The 19,974-nt window shown below is 72.9% G+C and carries 19 protein-coding genes; 4 read left to right on the top strand and 15 right to left on the bottom strand.

Annotation, left to right across the window (positions count from 1 at the left end; translation table 11 throughout):
• Window positions 1–102: 102 nt before the first annotated feature.
• From ACZ562_RS03955 to ACZ562_RS03945, 3 genes are all read right to left on the bottom strand, one after another.
• The gene (locus tag ACZ562_RS03955) at window positions 103–1,383 is read right to left on the bottom strand and encodes an HRDC domain-containing protein (protein ID WP_471173882.1); all 1,281 of its coding nucleotides are present in this window, start codon (window positions 1,381–1,383) and stop codon (window positions 103–105) included.
• Window positions 1,384–1,560: 177 nt separating this feature from the next.
• On the bottom strand, window positions 1,561–2,223 hold the full coding sequence (locus ACZ562_RS03950; protein ID WP_161067684.1) for a LuxR C-terminal-related transcriptional regulator: 663 nt from the start codon (window positions 2,221–2,223) through the stop codon (window positions 1,561–1,563).
• A 288-nt stretch (window positions 2,224–2,511) separates the two neighbouring features.
• Window positions 2,512–3,180 carry a DUF3000 domain-containing protein gene (locus ACZ562_RS03945; protein ID WP_471173879.1) on the bottom strand — a complete coding sequence of 223 codons (669 nt, stop codon included), beginning with the start codon at window positions 3,178–3,180 and terminating at the stop codon, window positions 2,512–2,514.
• Between the two features lie 144 nt (window positions 3,181–3,324).
• Between ACZ562_RS03945 and hemE the strand changes: the two genes are divergently transcribed.
• Complete coding sequence (hemE, locus tag ACZ562_RS03940) at window positions 3,325–4,404, top strand: uroporphyrinogen decarboxylase (protein WP_471173877.1); 1,080 nt, start codon at window positions 3,325–3,327, stop codon at window positions 4,402–4,404.
• 13 nt (window positions 4,405–4,417) lie between these two features.
• Here the strand turns inward: hemE and ACZ562_RS03935 are convergent, their stop codons facing one another.
• Complete coding sequence (locus ACZ562_RS03935; RefSeq protein ID WP_471173875.1) at window positions 4,418–5,245, bottom strand: rhomboid family intramembrane serine protease; 828 nt, start codon at window positions 5,243–5,245, stop codon at window positions 4,418–4,420.
• Window positions 5,246–5,370: 125 nt separating this feature from the next.
• Between ACZ562_RS03935 and ACZ562_RS03930 the strand changes: the two genes are divergently transcribed.
• Window positions 5,371–5,691 carry a hypothetical protein gene (locus ACZ562_RS03930; protein ID WP_471173873.1) on the top strand — a complete coding sequence of 107 codons (321 nt, stop codon included), beginning with the start codon at window positions 5,371–5,373 and terminating at the stop codon, window positions 5,689–5,691.
• A gap of 43 nt (window positions 5,692–5,734) precedes the next feature.
• Here the strand turns inward: ACZ562_RS03930 and ACZ562_RS03925 are convergent, their stop codons facing one another.
• Entirely contained in the window at window positions 5,735–7,132 is a 1,398-nt protein-coding gene (locus ACZ562_RS03925; RefSeq protein ID WP_471173872.1) for an FAD-dependent oxidoreductase, read from the bottom strand.
• A gap of 183 nt (window positions 7,133–7,315) precedes the next feature.
• Window positions 7,316–8,296, bottom strand: a complete 981-nt coding sequence (locus tag ACZ562_RS03920) for a DUF4349 domain-containing protein (RefSeq protein WP_471173870.1) — start codon at window positions 8,294–8,296, stop codon at window positions 7,316–7,318.
• A 159-nt stretch (window positions 8,297–8,455) separates the two neighbouring features.
• Between ACZ562_RS03920 and hemG the strand changes: the two genes are divergently transcribed.
• Together hemG and hemQ are read left to right on the top strand one after the other, a co-directional pair.
• A complete protein-coding gene (hemG, locus tag ACZ562_RS03915) occupies window positions 8,456–9,952 on the top strand; it encodes a protoporphyrinogen oxidase (protein ID WP_471173869.1) in 1,497 nt (498 codons plus the stop codon).
• Between the two features lie 5 nt (window positions 9,953–9,957).
• Entirely contained in the window at window positions 9,958–10,689 is a 732-nt protein-coding gene (hemQ, locus tag ACZ562_RS03910) for a hydrogen peroxide-dependent heme synthase (RefSeq protein WP_471173867.1), read from the top strand.
• Here the strand turns inward: hemQ and ACZ562_RS03905 are convergent, their stop codons facing one another.
• From ACZ562_RS03905 to ACZ562_RS03865, 9 genes are all read right to left on the bottom strand, one after another.
• Window positions 10,690–12,321: an alpha/beta hydrolase gene (locus tag ACZ562_RS03905; protein ID WP_471173865.1), complete on the bottom strand. Its 1,632-nt coding sequence runs from the start codon at window positions 12,319–12,321 to the stop codon at window positions 10,690–10,692.
• Between the two features lie 114 nt (window positions 12,322–12,435).
• On the bottom strand, window positions 12,436–13,209 hold the full coding sequence (locus ACZ562_RS03900; RefSeq protein WP_471173862.1) for a TIGR04222 domain-containing membrane protein: 774 nt from the start codon (window positions 13,207–13,209) through the stop codon (window positions 12,436–12,438).
• A 97-nt stretch (window positions 13,210–13,306) separates the two neighbouring features.
• On the bottom strand, window positions 13,307–14,092 hold the full coding sequence (locus ACZ562_RS03895) for a DUF4142 domain-containing protein (protein ID WP_471173861.1): 786 nt from the start codon (window positions 14,090–14,092) through the stop codon (window positions 13,307–13,309).
• 408 nt (window positions 14,093–14,500) lie between these two features.
• Window positions 14,501–15,823, bottom strand: a complete 1,323-nt coding sequence (locus tag ACZ562_RS03890; RefSeq protein WP_471173860.1) for an MbnB/TglH/ChrH family RiPP precursor modification enzyme — start codon at window positions 15,821–15,823, stop codon at window positions 14,501–14,503.
• Window positions 15,824–16,093: 270 nt separating this feature from the next.
• Window positions 16,094–16,810, bottom strand: coding sequence for an aminoacyl-tRNA hydrolase (locus ACZ562_RS03885; protein WP_471173858.1), 717 nt, complete (start codon window positions 16,808–16,810; stop codon window positions 16,094–16,096).
• 100 nt (window positions 16,811–16,910) lie between these two features.
• Window positions 16,911–17,090, bottom strand: a complete 180-nt coding sequence (locus tag ACZ562_RS03880) for a hypothetical protein (protein WP_471173856.1) — start codon at window positions 17,088–17,090, stop codon at window positions 16,911–16,913.
• Between the two features lie 76 nt (window positions 17,091–17,166).
• Window positions 17,167–18,021 carry a polysaccharide deacetylase family protein gene (locus tag ACZ562_RS03875; RefSeq protein WP_471173854.1) on the bottom strand — a complete coding sequence of 285 codons (855 nt, stop codon included), beginning with the start codon at window positions 18,019–18,021 and terminating at the stop codon, window positions 17,167–17,169.
• A 96-nt stretch (window positions 18,022–18,117) separates the two neighbouring features.
• Entirely contained in the window at window positions 18,118–19,641 is a 1,524-nt protein-coding gene (locus ACZ562_RS03870) for an FAD-dependent oxidoreductase (protein WP_471173852.1), read from the bottom strand.
• Between the two features lie 28 nt (window positions 19,642–19,669).
• The gene (locus ACZ562_RS03865) at window positions 19,670–19,951 is read right to left on the bottom strand and encodes a hypothetical protein (protein ID WP_471173850.1); all 282 of its coding nucleotides are present in this window, start codon (window positions 19,949–19,951) and stop codon (window positions 19,670–19,672) included.
• Window positions 19,952–19,974: the final 23 nt, after the last annotated feature.

Raw genomic sequence — 19,974 nt, 5'->3', positions numbered from 1 at the left:
CCCAAGGGGGCGCGAGGCTGGACCGATATGCGGCTCCGCCGCGGGGGCGCGGGCAAGCGCAACGGCGGCGCATCCGCCGAACGAGAGAACCTCCTACGACGCTCAGGCGGACAACGCCGCCACCAACACCGGCGTCACCTGCTCCACCTGCCAGGCCCGCGCCCCGAACCCGGCCAGTGCGGCCGCGACGGACTCCGCGTCCGGAAGAGCGGGCGGCTCCCAGCAGAGCCTGCGCACCGTGTCCGGCGTGATCAGGTTCTCCTGCGGCATGGTGAGCTTCTCGGCCAACGCCGCCACCGCCGCCCGGGCCGCCGAGAGCCGCGCAGCCGCAGCAGGGTCCTTGTCGGCCCAGGCCCGGGGCGGTGGAGGCCCCGCCACCGGCTGCCCCGGCTGCGGCAGCGCCGCGTCCGGCAGTGCCTTCGCCCGGTCCACCGCGGCCTGCCACTGCTCCAGCTGACGGCGTCCCATCCGGTGCCCGAACCCGTTCAGCGCGGCGAGCGCGTGCACGTTGGCCGGCAGGGAGAGCGCGGCCTCCACGATGGCCGCGTCCCCGAGGACCTTGCCCGGCGAGACGTCCCGCCGCTGCGCGATCCGGTCCCGCGTCTGCCACAGCTCCCGCACCACGGCGAGCTGCCGGCGCCGGCGCACCTTGTGCATGCCGGACGTGCGGCGCCAGGGATCCTTGCGCGGCTCGGCCGGCGGCGCCGAGGCGATCGCGTCGAACTCCTGACGCGCCCACTCCAGCTTGCCCTGCCGGTCGAGCTCCTTCTCCAGCGCGTCCCTCAGGTCGACGAGGAGCTCCACGTCCAGGGCGGCGTAGCGCAGCCAGGGCTCGGGCAACGGGCGGGTCGACCAGTCGACGGCCGAGTGGCCCTTCTCCAGGACGAAGCCGAGCACGCCCTCGACCATCGCGCCGAGGCCGACCCGAGGGAAGCCGGCGAGGCGCCCGGCCAGCTCGGTGTCGAAGAGGCCCGTGGGCACCATGCCTATTTCGCGCAGACACGGAAGGTCCTGCGTGGCGGCGTGCAGCACCCACTCCACCCCGGCGAGCGCCTCGCCGAGGCCCGACAGGTCGGGGCAGGCCACCGGATCGATGAGCGCCGTCCCGGCACCCTCGCGGCGCAGCTGGACAAGATAGGCGCGCTGGCCGTAGCGGTAACCGGACGCGCGTTCGGCGTCTACGGCGACCGGGCCGGAGCCCGTCGCGAAGGCGGCGATCACCTCGGCGAGGGAGTCCTCGTCGGCGATCACGGGCGGAATGCCCTCTCGCGGCTCAAGCAGGGGGATCGGCGCCTCCGTAGCAGAAGATCCGTCGTCGTCCGGAGGGGCGCCCCCGGTGGTTCGCAGTGTGCTGTCTGCTGCGGTGTCTTGGGCGTCGGTCACATGCCAAGGGTATCCGTGTATGGACAGCGCCCGCCGACGGAACGTTCCGTCGGCGGGCGCCTGGGGGTCGTAAACCAGTCAGGTCGGTGAAACGTCCGGTTCACGACGGGTGGGGGAGCGGACGGGATCAGCGGCCGGGCCGGTTCACGTCCGTGAGTGGGGGACGGGGAGGTCGGGTCAGTGGATGATGCCGGTCCGCAGGGCCACGGCGACCATTCCGGCGCGGTCACCGGTGCCTAGCTTGCGGGCGATGCGGGCGAGGTGGCTCTTGACGGTCAGCGCGGACAGGCCCATCGAGACGCCGATCGCCTTGTTCGACTGGCCCTCCGCCACCAGCCGCAGCACCTCGACCTCACGACCGGAGAGCTCGCGGTAGCCGCCCGGGTGGCTCGGGGCACCCGGGGGGCGGCGGTGCATACGGGCGGCGACCGCGCCGATGGGGGCGGCACCCGGCCGGGTGGGGAGGCCGACGTTGGTACGGGTGCCGGTGACGACGTAGCCCTTGACGCCGCCGGCCAGCGCGTTGCGTACGGCGCCGATGTCGTCGGCGGCGGACAGGGCCAGGCCGTTGGGCCAGCCCGCGGCGCGGGTCTCGGACAGCAGCGTGAGGCCGGAGCCGTCGGGCAGGTGGACGTCCGCGACGCAGATGTCGCGGGGGTTGCCGATGCGGGGACGAGCCTCCGCGACGGACGAGGCCTCGATGACGTCGCGCACACCGAGCGCCCACAGGTGGCGGGTGACGGTGGAGCGGACGCGGGGGTCGGCCACGACCACCATGGCGGTCGGCTTGTTCGGGCGGTAGGCGACCAGGCTTGCGGGCTGCTCGAGGAGAACGGACACCAGGCCTCCTGGGGTGCGGGACGGGGCCGGCTCTCGGGGGGAAGCCGGGACGAACCGTGCTTTCAAGGTCACAGACGTCTTCGGCATCAAACCCGTGCGCCTTTAGAGAATGATCACGATCTGGTGAGTAACAATCCGTGCAATTCGGACACGCGATCGATCATGCGAAGACCGAACGGTTTCACTCTGAGTCGATCCGCGGCCGAAAGTGGCCGTATCGACAAAGAGATCGCCAAAAATCGGATCAGCGGCAACCGGACCGATCATGAATGGGCACGCAGGTGTCGCTCAGCGTGACTGCGGCCCCCGCCGCTGCGGCAGCGTCACCACCGACGCGTCGCCCGGCCCGGCCGGCGGCAGGCCCGCGACCTGGGCGAGCAGATCGCACCAGGAGGCCAGATGGGCAGCCGTGTCCGGAACGCCGCCGAGGCCCTCACGGGGCGTCCAGGAGGCCCGGATCTCGATCTGCGAGGCGGCAGGACGCTCCGACAGACCACCGAAGTAGTGGGAACTCGCGCGCGTGACGGTACCGCTCGGCTCGCCGTACGACAGTCCGCGCGCCTGGAGCGCGCCCGTCAGCCAGGACCAGCACACGTCGGGCAGCAGCGGGTCGGCCGCCATCTCCGGCTCCAGTTCCGCGCGCACCAGCGTCACCAGGCGGAAGGTGCCGCGCCAGGCGTCGTGCCCGGCCGGGTCGTGCAGCAGGACGAGCCGTCCGTCGGCCAGGTCCTGCTCGCCGTCGACGACCGCGGCCTCCAGCGCGTACGCGTGGGGGGCGAGCCGCTGCGGCGCGGGCGTCGGGTCGACCTCGATCTGCGGCCGCAGCCGGGCGGCCCTCAGCGCGTCGACGGCCGCCCGGAAGGGCGGCGGAGCCGTACTGCTCCCATGCCGGTCCCCCTCCTTGGAGTCGTCCATTCCGTCAGCGCCGTCCGACAGTCGTCCCTGAGCCGCAGCCATGCGGGGAAGATTAAGGGGAACCGGGCCTTCGTGCAGGGAGAGACACCCGTGCGGGAGCCGCCTGTCCGGAACATGCCGCAGGAACGGGCAGGGGCGCGCCCCCGCGGTCCGGTGCTGTCGGTGGGGCGTGCGAGACTTTTTGTCGTGAGCGCCAACGAAAGCCCCTCGGGCAAGCAGCCGACAGCGACGTCCGACGCGGTCAGGGAATCCGCCTTCCTGAAGGCGTGCAGGCGCGAGCCCGTGCCGCACACGCCCGTGTGGTTCATGCGGCAGGCCGGGCGCTCACTCCCGGAGTACCGCAAGGTGCGCGAGGGCATCCCGATGCTCGAGTCCTGCATGCGGCCCGAACTGGTCACCGAGATCACGCTCCAGCCGGTGCGCCGGCACAACGTGGACGCGGCGATCTTCTTCAGCGACATCGTCGTCCCGCTCAAGGCCATCGGCATCGACCTCGACATCAAGCCCGGCGTCGGCCCGGTCGTCGAGAATCCGATCCGCACCCGCGCGGACCTCGCCAGGCTGCGTGATCTCACACCCGAGGACGTCTCCTACGTCACCGAGGCGATCGGCCTGCTGACCCGCGAACTCGGCTCCACCCCGCTCATCGGTTTCGCGGGCGCGCCTTTCACCCTCGCGAGCTACCTCGTGGAGGGCGGCCCGTCCCGCACGTACGAGAACGCCAAGGCGATCATGTACGGCGACCCCGGGCTGTGGGCCGACCTGCTCGACCGCCTCGCCGACATCACCGCCGCGTTCCTGAAGGTGCAGATCGAGGCGGGAGCCTCCGCCGTCCAGCTCTTCGACTCCTGGGTCGGCGCGCTCGCGCCCGCCGACTACCGGCGCTCGGTGATGCCCGCCTCGGCGAAGGTCTTCCGGGCGGTCGCCGGATACGGCGTTCCGCGCATCCACTTCGGCGTCGGCACCGGCGAACTCCTCGGCCTCATGGGCGAGGCGGGCGCCGACGTCGTCGGCGTCGACTGGCGCGTCCCGCTCGACGAGGCCGCCCGCCGCGTCGGCCCCGGCAAGGCTCTGCAGGGCAACCTCGACCCCACCGTGCTGTTCTCCACCAGGGAGGCGGTCGAGACCAAGACGCGGGAGGTCCTGGACGCGGCGGCCGGACTGGAGGGCCACGTCTTCAACCTGGGGCACGGCGTCATGCCGTCCACCGACCCGGACGCGCTGACCCGCCTCGTGGAGTACGTCCACACCCAGACCGCGCGCTGAGCCGAGCCGGCCGTCACCACGTGTGCCGGGGCCGCGCTTTCCTGCCGAACAGCAGACCGCGCGGCTCCGGTGGCGGTGGTGTGCCCGGGCGCAGGGGCCAGGCGATGAGCATGCCCGCGAGGAAGCCGACGATGTGCGCCGCGTACGCCACCGTGCCGGGGTCGGAGACGCCCTCGCCGGACGAGTACACCGCCTGCAGCACGAACCAGAAGCCCAGCACCAGCCAGGCCGGCAGCCTCAGCGGCAGGAAGACCAGGAACGGGACGAGGACCCAGACCCTCGCCTTCGGATACAGCGCCAGATAGGCGCCCAGGACCCCCGCGATGGCACCCGACGCTCCGATCAGCGGGTCGGCCGAGTCGTCGTTGAGGAGCGCGAAGCCGTACGACGCCGCGTAGCCGCAGGCGAAGTAGAAGAGCGTGTACCGCACATGGCCCATGCGGCCCTCGACGTTGTTGCCGAAGATCAGCAGGAACAGCAGGTTGCCCAACAGGTGCAGCCAACCGCCGTGCAGGAACATCGCGGTGAAGACGCTGAGCGGCGGGGACTTGTCGTAGTCCGGCGGGCCCACGACACACCCCGGCGTCCCCTGCGGGCTCAGCCCGATGTCGCCGGTGGGCACGGAGCGCGGCATCTGATGGTGAATCAACTCCTGTGGCACGGCCGCATAGTGATCCAGGAACGCCTGCAGGTGGCACAGCTGGGACAGGCTGCTGTCGCCCGCCACGGAACCGGCGAGGCCGGGCGTGAACAGGAAGACGAGAACGTTCGCGGCGATCAGCGCGTACGTCACCCAGGGGGTGCGGCGCACCGGATTCACGTCATGGACGGGGATGACCACAAGGAAGTACTGCCCCCGATGCGCGCGCCGAATCGGTGAACGCCGCCGTCCGCGCGCCCGTATGTCTTCTCAACCGCCCGCGGCACGGGCAAGGCGGGTCGCGGGGACGACGTGAGGAACAGGCGATGAACGACCGAGTTACCCCTGCGATGCACGCGCTGCCCGACGGCGAGGCGGAGATCGCCCTCGTGGTCCGCCTGCCCTGGGAGGACGTGGCCAGGCTCGGCCAGGAGGCCGGCCGGCTCGCCTCGCAGATGCAGCGTCCGGTGACCCTCGACGAGGCGGTGAGCCACCGGCTGCGGTCCACGCGGGCAGCCGCGCACGCGAAACCGGCGGGCGAGCAGCCGCCCGCCGTGACCACCAGCGCGTCCGTCTCGTCGCTTGCGCCCCGGCAGCCGTCCGACCAGGCACGTCAGGCGATCGAGAGGATCAACGGGACGGCGTAGCTCCGCGGCTTGAGCCGTCAGGCGCCGTCGGGCCGTGGGCGGTTCAGGGCTGCTGCTCCACCGCCTTCGCCGCCTTGCGGGCCGCGACGAGCACCGGGTCCCACACGGGTGAGAACGGCGGCGCGTAGCCCAGGTCGAGGGCGGTCATCTGTTGCACCGTCATACCGGCGGTCAGGGCCACCGCCGCGATGTCCACCCGCTTCGCCGCGCCCTCCCTGCCCACGATCTGCACGCCGAGCAGCCGTCCGGTGCGGCGCTCGGCGAGCATCTTGACGTTCATGGGGGAGGCGCCGGGGTAGTAGCCGGCGCGGCTCGTGGACTCGATGGTGGCCGTCACGAACCGGAGGCCGACCCGCCGGGCGTCCTTCTCCCGCAGGCCCGTGCGGGCGATCTCCAGGTCGCACACCTTGCTCACCGCGGTGCCCACCACACCGGGGAAAGTGGCGTAGCCGCCGCCGACGTTGGTGCCGATGACCTGGCCGTGCTTGTTGGCGTGGGTGCCGAGCGCGATGTGCCGCTCCTGCCCGGAGACGAGGTCGAGCACCTCGACGCAGTCGCCGCCGGCCCAGATGTTCTCGTGCCCGCGCACCCGCATCGCCAGGTCGGTCAACAGCCCCCCGTGGGTACCGAGGGGCAGCCCCGCCGCCGCGGCGAGTGCCGTCTCGGGACGCACGCCGATGCCCAGGACGACCACGTCCGCCGGGTACTCGGCGCCCTCCGTGGCCACCGCCCGCACCCGGCCGTCGTCGCCGGTGAGCAGTCCGGTGACCGGGGCGTCGTTGACCATGGTGATGCCCAGGCCCTCCATGGCCTCGTGGACGAGTCGGCCCATGTCGGGGTCGAGCGTCGACATGGGTTCGCTGCCACGGTTGACGACGGTCACCTCGTACTCGCGGTTGATGAGCGCCTCCGCCATCTCCACGCCGATGTAGCCGGCTCCGATGACCACAGCACGACGGCCACGCGTGCGTGCCATCGTGTCCAGGAGTTCCTGACCGTCCCCGAGCGTCTGCACGCCATGGACCCCGGACGCGTCGGAGCCCGGCATCTTCGGGCGGACCGGCCGCGCTCCCGTCGCGATCACGAGTTTGTCGTACGACGTCCACGACTCGGCACCGGAATCGACGTCACGCGCGCGTACCCGCCCCCGGTCGACGTCGATCTCCGTGACCTCGGTGCGCAGGCGCAGGTCGATGTCCCGCGCGCGGTGCTCCTCGGGCGTGCGGGCGACGAGCCGGTCCCGCTCGGAGACGTCGCCGCCGACCCAGTAGGGGATGCCGCAGGCCGAGTAGGAGGTGAAGTGGCCGCGCTCGAACGCCACGATCTCCAGCTCGCCGGGCCCGCGCAGCCGGCGCGCCTGCGACGCCGCGGACATGCCCGCGGCGTCGCCGCCGATCACGACCAGTCGCTCCGTCCCGTGGCCCTTTCCGCTCATGCTCATGCGAACACGCTACGGGGACGGGGCATTTCGCTCCTGCTCGGCCTGCTCGGCCTGCTCGGCCTGCTCGGCCTGCTCGGCCTGCTCGGCCTGCTCGGCCTGCTCGGCCTGCTCGGCCTGCTCGGCCTGCGCAGCCTGTTGGGCCCTGCTCGGCCGCGCTCGGCCGGCCGTGCCCGGTCCGTCTGCTCAGTCCTCCTCGCCGCCCTCCTGCGGGCGCGTGGGCTGCGGCGCCGGCCGGGCCACCGGCAGCGGGCCCACCGCGGTCGGCACGGGCACCGTCTCCGGCCGGCGGGCCGGCCGGCGCCGCACGATCCGCAGCCACACCAGCACGAGCACCGCCGCAACCGCGGCGAACGGGAGCACCGCGGCCAGCGCCACCACGATCCAGCGCAGCATCGTGACGAACGCGTCCCAGCCGCCCGTCAGCGCGTCGACGACCCCCGGGTCGTCGTCCTCGGCCGGCTTCTGCACCGGCTTCTCGGACAGGGAGAGGGTGATGGTGGCCAGGCTGGTGCGGTCCTTGAGGGATGCCTGCCGGGCGAGCAACGCCTCCAGATCGGCCTGGCGGGTGCCCAACTCGCCCTCCAGCGTCACCACGTCGGTGAGCTTGGTGGCCTGGTCCATCAACTCGCGGATCCTGGCCACGCTGGCGCGCTGCGACTTGATGCGGCTCTCCACGTCGACGACCTGGTCGGTGACGTCCTGGGCCTTCGAGGTGCGCTCCAGGAGCTTGCCCGCGCCCTCCAGGTCGGCGAGGACCTCGTCGTACTGCTCGACGGGCACGCGCAGCACGACGCGCGTGTACTCGTTGCCCTCCTCGTCCCGGGACGTGGACTCGTTGCCGACATAGCCGCCCGCGTTCTCGGTCGTGGTGCGGGCCTCGTCGAGGGACTTGGGCACGTCCTTGACCTGCACGGTCAGGGTGGCGGTGCGGATGATGCGGCTCGTGGAGAGCTTGGGCGGGGCGGAGGCGCTCCGGCCGCCCGAGCCGTCCGCGGCGGCGCCCGGGGCGAGCGCCTTCGCATCGCTCTGCGCCGCTTCCCTCTCGGCGCTGCCACCGGAGTCGGAGCCGAAGTCGTTCGCGCCGCTGCAGCCGGCCAGCGCGAGGGCCGAGGCCAGCAGGAGCCCTGCCAGGGCCTGAACGGGTCGTACAGAACGTGCTCGCATTGTGGGCGTACCCCCCGGGGTCGTGACGACTGACGTCTCTTCGACGCGGGGGCAGGGCGGGACGTTGGCCGAGAACGGTCCCGATGCGGTCACGGTCAGGACTCGGCGGGGCCACATGGCCCTGGCGGCACTGTCGGAACCGTCTGAGAAGGTGGAGCCATGAGCGGATCAGGTGCGGGTACGGGGCATGTCGTCGTCATCGGAGCCGGAATCGCGGGGCTGGCCGCAGCCCACAGGCTGTTGCGGCGCGGAGCACGCGTGACCGTGCTGGAGGCGGCGGACCGTGTCGGCGGCAAGCTGCTGCCCGGCGAGATCGCGGGCGGGCGAGTGGACCTCGGCGCCGAGTCGATGCTGGCGCGCAGACCCGAAGCGATGGCCCTGGCCCGCGAGGTGGGCCTCGCCGGCCGCCTCCGGCCGCCCGCCACCGCGACGGCCTCCCTCTGGACCCGAGGTGCCCTGCGCCCCATGCCCAAGGGCCACGTCATGGGCGTGCCCGGCACCGCCGCCGCCCTCTCCGGCGTCCTGTCCGACGAGGGGCTGCGCCGCATCGAGCGCGACGCCGGCCTGCCCCGCACGGAGGTCGGCGACGACGTGGCGGTCGGGGAGTACGTGGCGGCACGGCTCGGCCGCGAGGTCGTCGACCGCCTGGTGGAGCCGCTGCTCGGCGGCGTCTACGCGGGCGACGCGTACCGCATCTCGATGCGCTCGGCCGTTCCCCAGCTCTTCCAGGCAGCGCGGACCCACGACTCCCTGACGGAGGCGGTCCGCGAGATCCAGGCCAGCGCGGCCGCCGCCCAGCAGGCCGGGCCGGTGTTCATGGGCATCGAGGGTGGAGTGGGCACACTCCCGATCGCGGTGGCCGAGTCGGTGCGGCGGGGCGGCGGCGAGATCCTGACGGGGGCGCCGGTGCGGGAGCTGCGCAGGACCGAGGGGGATGCCCCTGACGCCGACGACGCCGGGGCGCCGCGGCCGCGTGCGGTCTGGCGTGTCGTCGCCGGTGACCGCGTGCTGCACGCGGACGCCGTCGTCGTCGCCGTGCCCGCCCCCGTCGCCGCCGGTCTTCTGAGTGCCGAGGCCCCCGCGGCCGCCGCCGAGCTCGCCGCCGTCGAGTACGCGTCCATGGCCCTGGTCACCCTCGCCTACCGCAAGAGCGAGACCACTCTCCCCGAAGGCAGCGGCTTCCTGGTGCCCCCCGTCGACGGGCGCACCATCAAGGCGTCGACCTTCGCCTCCCAGAAGTGGGGCTGGATCGCCGGCGCGAACCCGGACGTGGTGGTCCTGCGCACCTCCGTCGGGCGATACGGCGAGACGGAGATCCTCCAGTGTGAGGACGCCGAGCTGGCCGAGGTGTCGCGGCACGACCTGGAGGCGGCGACCGGCCTCGCCGCCACGCCCCTCGAAACCCGCGTCACCCGCTGGGACGACGGCCTGCCGCAGTACCCCGTCGGCCACCACGCGCGCGTGGCCCGCATCCGCGAGCACCTCGGCAAGCTCCCGGGCCTCGCGGTGTGCGGCGCCGTGTACGACGGCGTGGGCATCCCGGCCTGCATCGCGAGCGCGTACGCCGCGGTCGACCAGATCCAGGGCGATGTGCGCGGTGTGCAGGAGCTCACCGCCAACCCGGTGCAGAGCCTGCACGGCGGAGCGGGAGAATAGGGACCATGAGTGACGACGCCCCCACCACCGAGTCCGGCAGGATCCCGAACAAGGGCAAGCTGGCCAAGGACCTCAACGAGGTCATCCGCTACACGCTCTGGTCGGTCTTCAGGCTGAAGGACGTGCTGCCCGAGGACCGCGCGGGATACGCCGACGAGGTCCAGGAGCTGTTCGACCAGCTCGCCGCCAAGGACGTCACGATCCGCGGCACCTACGACGTCTCGGGCCTGCGTGCCGACGCCGACCTCATGATCTGGTGGCATGCCGAGACCAGCGACCAGCTGCAGGAGGCGTACAACCTCTTCCGCCGTACCAGGCTGGGCCGCGCCCTGGAGCCGGTCTGGTCGAACATGGCACTGCACCGCCCCGCCGAGTTCAACCGCTCGCACATCCCGGCGTTCCTCGCCGACGAGACGCCGCGCGACTATGTCAGCGTCTACCCCTTCGTGCGCTCGTACGACTGGTACCTGCTGCCCGACGAGGACCGCCGCCGCATGCTCGCCGACCACGGCAAGATGGCCCGCGGCTACCCGGACGTGCGCGCGAACACCGTCGCCTCGTTCTCCCTCGGCGACTACGAGTGGATCCTGGCCTTCGAGGCCGACGAGCTGTACCGCATCGTCGACCTCATGCGCCACCTGCGCGCCTCCGAGGCCCGTATGCACGTCCGCGAGGAGGTGCCCTTCTACACGGGACGCCGCAAGTCCGTGGGCGAGCTGGTCGCCGGGCTCGCCTGATCAGCGCAGGGGAGGCAGAGCCGTCGCCTCGTGCGAGCGGGTCGCCGGCCCCGCCTTCGGCTCGGGGTGCGGTGCGCAGGCCGCGCGCCGCACCGGGAGTACGCCTTCCAGCAGGTAAGCGTCCAGGTGGCCGTTGACGCAGCCGTTGGGCCCGCCCGCGATGCCGTGTGTGCCCGCGTCCCGCTCGGTCACCAGGACGGAACCCGACAGACGCCGGTGCATTTCGAGCGCTCCGTCGTACGGGGCCGCCGCGTCCCGCTCGGCCGCCAGGATCAGGGCAGGCGGCATTTCGCCCTGCCCGGTCCGCACGTCCAGGGTCTTCTGCCGTGGCGCCGGCCAGTAGGCGCACGGCAGGTTCATCCACACGTTGTCCCAGGTCTCGAACGGTGCCACGCGCGCGAGCCGGGTGTTGTCCCGGTCCCAGACCTTCCAGTCCGTCGGCCAGGCGGCGTCGTTGCACTCCACGGCCGTGTAGACCGCGCTTCCGTTCTCCGCTTCCGACGCCGCCTCCGGATGCGGCCCGGCCTGCTGGATCAGCGGCTTCGGGTCACCCTTCAGATACGCCGACAGCGCGTGCGCGCGATGCGGCCAGAAGTCGTCGTAGTACCCGGCCGACAGGAACGCGCCCTGCAGCTGCCCCGGGCCCACCTTGCCGCCCGCCGGCTCCGCGGAGAGCCGGGCCTGCACCTTCTCGTAGGTGCGCTGCACCTTCTCCGCCGTGTCGCCGAGCCCGTACACGTCGTCGTGCTTGGCGACCCACTCCCGGAAGTCCGCCCAGCGGGCCTCGAACGCGGCCGACTGGTCGAGGTTGTTGCGGTACCAGATCTGCTCGGGGTCCGGGTTCACCGGCGCGTCGAACACCATGCGCCGCACGTGTGAGGGGAACAGCGTCGCGTACAGGGCCCCGAAGTAGGTGCCGTAGGACGCGCCCATGAACGTCAGCCGCTCCTCGCGGAGCGCGGCGCGCAGGACGTCCAGGTCCCGGGCGTTGTTGAGGGAGGTGTAGTGCCGCAGCGCGCTGCCCGCCCGCTTGGCGCAGCCGGCCGCGAACGCCTTGGCCTGGGCGATGCGCTCCTTCTTGTACGACTCCGACGGGTACGTCGGCGACTGCGAGGGCGCCTTGAAGAAGTGCTTGGGTTCCTGGCAGGACAGGCGCGCGGAGCGGCCGACGCCGCGCGGGTCGTAGCCGACGAGGTCGTAGGCCGCCGCGATGCGCTTCCACTCCGGCATCAGGCCGGCCAGCGGGAAGTACAGGCCGGAGCCCCCGGGTCCGCCGGGGTTGAACACGAGGGCGCCCTGGCGTGGCACCAGGCGCTTGCTGTTGTGCGGGTCCTTGTGGGTGGCCCGCACCCGGCTGACGGTCAGTTTGATCTGCTTTCCGTCTGGATGCGCGTAGTCGAGCGGGACGGACACCGTGCCGCACTGCAGGCCGGCCGGCATGTCCTCCGCGTCGGGACACTTGCCGAAGGTGATGCCCGCGGCTTCCGCCCGCGCGGCGGCGATCGCCGTACCGCGCAACTGGAGTGCGTCACCCGGCGTGCCAGGCGCACCGGGCGCGCTGCCGGCCGGGGCGGCGGCGAGGGTGGTCAGGAGCAAGGACCCTGCGGCCGTGTAGAGGGCGGGGGCTCTCATCGGGTATCCCTTCGGTGCGCGGCAGCGACAAAAGGGATGTTTCGTTCGGGCGTCGGGGAAGGCAAGCACCGTCGGCCGGTGTCGCCGCCAAAAACCCGGTGCGCCCCGGGTGGATCAGTCGTGCCCGGACTGCTCCCGGTGCCCGAAGGCGGCGCGCAGGTCCGGTTCGCCTATCGCGCGGACACCGCGTACGGCGACGGAGGTGAGGTAGGTGCGGTCGTCGCCCCCGCCGGTGTGCCGGGTCAGCGCGCCGAGCAGCCGCTGACCGGCCGGGGAGGCCCAGCGCGAGTACGGGTGGACCTCGATCCGCGCGATGGCCAGGCAGCTCAGGGTGAGGGTGAGCGGGAGCGCGAACCAGAGGGCGACCAGGCTGCGCGGCATGTCGGACTGAGCGGGTGTCAGCAGCGCCGCGGCGCCCAGCGCGAGCACGGCCACCGCGGCGATCTGCACCTGGCGGACCGCGGCCGCGACGCTCGTCCGTGCCCCGTCGGGCACCGCGAGGCCCGCGCTGACCAGCCGGTCGCCTATGCCGCGCACCGGGTCCGCGGCGGCCGCGGCGGCCCGTACCGGGGCGATGCGGGACTGTCCCTCCGGCCCGATGGCCCCTATCACCGAGCGCTCCATGTCGTCCCGCCCGCGCGGGTCGACGACGGTCGCCCAGCCGGTGTGGGCGAGCAGCAGCCGCCGCTGGCGCGCCATTGACACGAGCGTCAGGTCGGCGACCCGCCGGGGACCGCCGGACAGGAACGCGGCCTCGTAGAGCGTCAGGTCGTGTCGTTGGCCCGGGTTCACATCAACGGCCGCCGAGCGTACGGCGGCCAGGCACAGCCGCGTACACACCGTGCCGGCGGCGGCCCAGGCGAGCAGCAGGAGAAGGACCCAGAACATGGGGATTTTCTATGCGAGGGGGTCCGGGAAAAGCCATGCCCTGTTCACAATCCGGACGATGCGTTGTCGGTATGTGACGTTCAGCCTGGCGCGGGCGTCACGGCTCCTCGGACTGCCGCGGGGGGCCGGTGGCGGCCGGTGGGAGGGTGTAGCTCGGTACGGGTGACGGGGTCACCGGTACCGCCGGGCTCGGGGAGGCGGCGGGGCCGGGCGGGGCCGGGGAGTTGGTGATCGGCGGGGTGCCGCCGGCGGCCATGTCCCGGGCCAGGGCGTCGAAGTCGACGTACCCGGTGGCCTCCAGGATCTTGATGTGGTCCAGCACGGTGCTGTTGGCGTCGTCGGCCAGGGCGCGGACGAGCGAGTTGCGGGTGCCGGCCCGCACCTGCGCGACGACCGAGAACACCTTGCCGTGGGCCAGCCGCAGGATGTTGGCGAACCGGCGGTCGTACTCGACGCCCTGGGCCGCGTCGAGGGTGGCGAGCCACTGCTTCTGCTGGTCGTTCGGCTCGTTGGGCAGTTCGAGGCCGAGCTTCGACGCGACGTCGCGGACCCGCTCGTCGAGGAACGTGTGACCCGCGACGAGGTGCTGTCCCGCCGTGCGTACGGCCTGGGTGGTGCCCTTCTGCTGCGCCTGCTGGCCGGCGGGCAGCTCCCACAGGCCCGCGAGCCGGACCTTCGTGACGAACTCCCGGTCGAGGGCGGACAGCGGCCCGTAGTTCGTCGACACGGTCGTGGCGTTCAGTACGTCGGCACCGGTTCCGGACCGGTCCGCGTACGACCAGACCGGGAAGATCAGCGCCACCAGGGTCGCCGTCAGGCCCGTGATGATGAGCCCGGTTCCAGTGAACATGCCTCTGCCCTTGACGGGGGGTCGGGGTCGCATGGTGCCTCCTGCTTGCGGCACCGCACGCTAGTGGGCTTCAGGTGCGGCATCGGCATGTTACTGCCGGGTCTACGTCAGCTTCCGTACGGGCAGGGAATGGTTGCACCGGGGGTTTTGGGTGTGATTGAGGGAGACGGAATGGCGGGCAAAACGGGGTGAACATGCCGAGAACGGGTGCGTGGGCGAGGAGGTGGGCGGTGGGTGTTAACCCCGGCACACTCGGGGGTGGGCACTAGTGGGGGAGCGGGGGGTGGCGTAGGCCGGGTGCGTCCAGAGGCGGACCGGGGTCGGTGCCGGAGGGCCACGCAGTCCGGCGCGGACGGGGTGCCGCACGTTGTGGACGGGTGCAGCCCCAGCGGCACGACTCCCGCAGCTGGGCGGGAGTTCAGCGGACCGCCGCGCGCGGCCTCAGCGTCGCAACAGAACCCGGCGTGCGGCGCGAGCCAGCCGTACCGCCGGACGGCGTGAGCGGGGTGTCGGACCCGACCGTTCCAGCCACCACTCCCGCAACTCCCGTCGCGCCCGGGCGTCCTCCGGCCGGCCCGTGCGCAGCAGGTGGCCGGCGAAGTCCAGGGCGTCGCGGCGGTAGCCGCCGGTCATCGGGTGGCCCTGGGCGTACGCGAGGAAGCCGGGCCGGTAGGCCTCGCCGAGGATCTCCGGCAGTTCGGGCGCGACCTTGGCCACGACGTCCGCCCGCTTCCCGGCGAGCGCCCGTGCCTGCACGCCCAGCCGTACCCGGTCGAAACCCTCGGGTGCGGGCGTCCCGGCGACCAGCGTGGACAGCAGCGCGGCCTGCGCGAGGGCGAGGCGCCGGCGGGCGGGCTCGACGGAGACGAGGTCGGCGCAGGCCGGTGGCCCGGGGAGGCCGGCGGCATCCCCGGCCGGCACCTCCGGCGTCTTCCGGGCGGCCCCCGCCTCCAGCGCATCCCGGATCGCCGTCAACTCCCCCTCCAGCTCGGCCGGTGCGGGAAAGTTCTCGTCCCTCTCCAGGAGCACCCCGGGCGGGGAGATGCGGGCGGCGAGGCCGGTCAGGATGTCGAGGACGGGCCGCGGGACGGGGTGGGCGTGGCTGTCGTGCCAGACGCCGTCACGTTCGAAGCCGCCCGCGACATGGACGTACGCGATGGCCTCCAGGGGAAGTTCGGCGAGCGCCTTGGCCGGGTCCTCGCCGCGGTTGACGTGGTTGGTGTGCAGGTTGGCCACGTCGATGAGGAGCCGTACGCCGGTGCGGTCGGCCAGCTCGTACAGGAACTGTCCCTCGGTCATCTCCTCGCCCGGCCAGGAGATGAGCGCGGCGATGTTCTCGACGGCGAGCGGCACCGGCAGCGCGTCCTGTGCGATGCGGACGTTCTCGCACAGGACGTCGAGGGCGTCCCGGGTGCGCGGGACGGGCAGCAGGTGCCCCGCCTCCAGGCTCGGGGAGGCCGTGCGGGGCCCGCCCGCCCGGACGAACGCGATGTGCTCGGTGACCAGCGGCGAGTCCAGCGCATGGGCGCGCTCGGCGAGGGCCGTCAGACGGGCCTCGTCGGGCCGGTCGGCGCCGCCGAGGCCGAGCGAGACGCCGTGCGGCACGACGGTGACCCCGCGCTCGCGCAGGCGCCTCAGCGACTCGGGGAGGTGGCCGGGGCAGGTGTTCTCGGCCACGACCTCGACCCAGTCGATGCCCGGCATGTGCTCCACGGCGTCCGCGATCTCCGGCCGCCACCCGATGCCCGTCCCCAGTCGCCTCATGGTCCCCTCCTCGCGTCTTCCGGATCCCCCGTGCGGTCCGTGTGGGCGTGACAGGGGTATGGCCCCGGTTCCCGGGCCCGAACCCCTGCGCGGGAACGTTCAGAGCAACATTTGAGGTTCGGGCGGCGGGCGCGGCCGTGGTCACCGCGGAGAGGGCGCGACCTGTCCGGGAAACCGGTGCCGGCGGACCGGCGGTAGGCGTAGGAGCACACGGGGAAAGTCGAGTGCGGGCAGAGCCCCGGGCTCGGGCGAACCTCGGCTGACGCGGCCCTAGCGCAGGGCACGGTGGTCCGCGACCACCGTGCAGGAGCCGGGAGCGATCTCCGTGAAGCCCGCGTCGCGCACCAACGGCAGCCCGCTCGTGGTGAGTCCGTCCCAGCGTCCGGGGCCGGCGGTGCGCACGGCGAGCGGGAAGCCCGCGTCGCGCCAGGCGGCCCGCTCCTCGTCCGACAGCTCCCACCAGGCCAGTTGGGCACCGTGACCGGCCTGCGCCATCGCCTTGCCCGCCGACATGTCGAGCTCCGGGTTCATCCACAGCACCGGCGCCGTACCGTCCGCGTCCGCCGGCGGTTCCGGATCGTCGAGGTCGGTGCCGGACACCTGGAGCCGGGCCAGGTCCTTGGGCCAGCCGTCCAGCGGAACGGGCGGAAAGACCCGCACCTCGGCGGACTTGCCCGTCACCGTGATCCCGGGCAGCGCCTCGGCCCGCCGCCACTCGGCTCCGCGCGCCCGCCGCACCACCTTGCGAATCCGCGCGTCCTGCCAGTCCCGCATCGCCTGGGCCCACTCGCCGTCGCCGCGAGACCGTTCGTCACCGAGGATGCTCAGCACGGCCCGGGCCGCGGTTTCCAACGCGTCGGTACGGGCCGGGGGCGCGGCCTTCTCGATACGCACCACCAGAGGCAGCACGAACTGCGGAGCCTGGTCGCGTGCGCTGGGCTCGGACCGGAAGGGACTGTCTCCCGGGGGCGTTGAATCGTGGCTCACGACAGCCCAGTTTAACGGGCGCGGGACTGTGACGATGTTGCTGCTCCGCCGCGTGGGCGCGACCAGCCACATGCGACCCGCAGCCCGCATCACCGCGCATTCACCCCGAACAGGCCGTCCGCTGAGCCTCCTGCCACTCACACACAGGGCACAGCGTGATCCCCTTGTACGACTCCGGGTACTCCGTCGGCTCCCGGCACAGCACGCACTCCGCATACGGCGGCCCGTCCGCCTTAGGCGGCCTCGGCACGTCGCCGATCGTGCAGTACTCCTCGCTCATACCTCCAGCCTAGGTCCTGTCGTCAGACTCCCGTCGTCCGCCGGAGGGGGGGCAGGCGGGAATGCCGACGACAGGGCTACGACGGTCGACGCCGCCCGCCCGCGTCCCCGATGAGCTCGGACACCTTGACGAACCGGAACCCCTTCTCACGCAGCTCGGGCACGATCATCCGCACGGCCCGTTCGGTCACCGGCGCGGCACTGCGCGTGCAGTGCAGCACGACGACCGACCCCGCCCGCACCCCTTCCAGCACCTGGCGGGCCACGGCCTCCGCGTCCGTGGCGAACGCGTCCCCGCTCACCACGTCCCACTGCACCGCGGTGACGCCGGTCGAGGCCAGCATCTTGAGGGCCCGCCGGTCGTAGCACCCGCCGGGGAAGCGGAAGTACGGCATCGCCTCCGGCACCCCCGCCTCACGGAAGGCGGTGTACGCCCGCTCCACGTCGGCGCGCATCCGGTCCTCGGACACGGTCGGCAGCCCGTAGCAGTCGTCGGTGAAGGCGTAGTGGCTGTAGGAGTGGTTCGCGACCTCGAAGAGCGGGTCCCGTCCGATGGACCGCGCCTGGACCGGGTACTGCTCGGCCCAGCGTCCCGTCATGAACACCGTGGCCGGCACGTTCATCGCGCGCAGGGTGGCGATGAGCTGCGGATTGTCGAAATGCTCCCCCGCCGCCGCGCGCGGCCCCTGGTCGGCGGTCATGTCGGCGTCGAAGGTGAGCGCGACGGTCTTGTCCGGCGTCCGGGAGCCGTTCTTGAAGACCGGGGTCAGACCGGCGGGGCCCGGCGCGAGAGTCGGAGGCCGGGAAGAGGCCGCCGGGGACAGCGCGGAAGGGGCCGGCCTGGCGGGGTGAGGCGGCCGGGCGGTGCCGCAGGCGGCGAGGCTGGCGCTCAGGGCGCAGACGGCGGTGACGCGTCGGACAACAGGGATCACCGGCCGAATGTATGGTGATTCGTCTTATGTGTACGTCAGCGTGGCGGGAGGGGAGCGCAGCGTCACCCGCTCAGATGTCCCGCTCAGATGCCCGGTTCAGATGTCCCGCCGCTCCAGCGGCCGCGTCGCCGGTCCCTGGACGACCTTGCCGTCCGTGTCGAAGCGTGAGCCGTGGCAGGGGCATTCCCAGGCGCGTTCCGCGCCGTTGAAGGCGACGAGACAGCCGAGGTGGGTGCAGCGCGGGGAGACGGCGTGGAGGTCGCCGTCATCGTCCCGGTAGACGGCGAGACGGTGGCCCTCGACGCGGACGACGGCGCCCTCGCCGGGCGGCAGAGCGTCCACCGGCGGGGCGGGCCGCAGCCGGTCGCCGACGAAGTGACGGGCGACCTCGGCCTGGGTCCTGAGGAACGACGGGGCCTCGCGCACCGCCGTGCGCACCCGCCGGGGGTCGTACAGCTCGCTCCACGCGCACTTCTCGCCGGTGATCAGCGCAGTCAGGAGCCGGCCTGCCATGATGCCGCCGCTCAACCCCCAGCCGCCGAAGCCGGTGGCGACGAACACGTGCCTCGCGCCGGGGTGCAGCAGGCCGACGAGCGGCACGGTGTCGGTGGGGTCGTTGTCCTGGGTGGCCCAGGCGTGCGTGAGCTCGACGCCGGGGAAGTGCTCGCCGGCCCAGGCGGAGAGGCGGTCGAAGCGCTCCCGGGTGTCGCCCGTGCCGGGGGTGAAGTGCTCGCCGGTGACGAGGAGGAGGCGCTGCCCGCCGTCCTCGCCGTAGGGCGCCGTGCGGACCGAGCGGGTGCCCTCGTCGGGCGTGATGTACATGCCGTCCGGGTCCCGGCCGGCGTCGAGGGGCCCGGCGACGACCAGTTCGCGGCGCGGGGAGATGCGGGTGAAGAGCAGGGCGCGGTCGAACACCGGGTAATGCGTGGCGACGACGACGTCCTGCGCGGTCACCGTCGCTCCCGTCCCGGTCGACAGCCGGCACGGCGCGCCCTCGTCCAGGCCGTGGACGGTGGTCTGCTCGTACACGCGCCCGCCGTGCGTGACCAGGTCGTCGGTGAGGGCCAGCAGGTACTTGCGCGGGTGGAACTGCGCCTGCCCGGTGACCCGGACGGCGCCCGCGACGGGGAACGGCAGCCCGGTGTCCGTCGTGAACGAGGCCGGCAGTCCGGCCGCGCGGGCGGCGTCCGCCTCGGCCCTGATCTCGTCGGCGCGGCCCGTGTCGCAGACGTATGTGTACGCGCTCCTGCGCTCCCACTCGCACTCGATGCCCAGCTCGTCCACGAGGGCGGCGGCGTGCTCGACCGCCTCGCTCTGGGAGCGGGCGTACAGCCGCGCGCCGTCGGGGCCGCGCGTGCGCCGCAGCTTGTCATAGACCAGCGTGTGCAGCGCGGTGAGCTTGGCGGTGGTGTGCCCGGTGACGCCGGCGGCGACCCGGCCGGCCTCCAGCACCGCGACGTCCCTCCCGGCCCGCGCCAGCTCCCACGCAGTGCTCAGCCCGGCGATCCCGGCGCCGATCACGGCCACGTCGACGGTGAGGTCCTCGTCCAGTGCGGGGCGGGGCTCGCCGGGTGCCGTCTGAAGCCAGTACGAGCCGCTGACGTGCGCGTTCTCGGTCATGCGGGCCGAGTACCCGGCTGTGCCGGGTTCAGTGGTCGAGGAGCCGGGCGCGGCTTCCGGCCACGTCGAAGGCCGGCTCGCTGCGCCGGTCGCCCGTGGTGCTCGGCGCCCACAGCCGTTCCTGCAGGCCGGCGAGCGTCTTGCCCCTCCGCGCGGTGGCCGCCAGACCGACGGCCTTGCCCCGGGGACCGCCAGGGGTGGTGCCGGTGTCGTACGCGCCAAGATCGGGCCGTACCCCACCGGGCACACGCAGCGGCTCCCGCAGACCGTGGTCCCGCCCGGCCGTGCGCTTGGAGTCCTTCCTGGTCACGGGGGCTCCCCTTCCGCTCCCTT

This window comes from Streptomyces sp. NPDC040410 (genome assembly GCF_055595715.1).
This window is presented reverse-complemented; position numbering and strand designations above follow the sequence as displayed.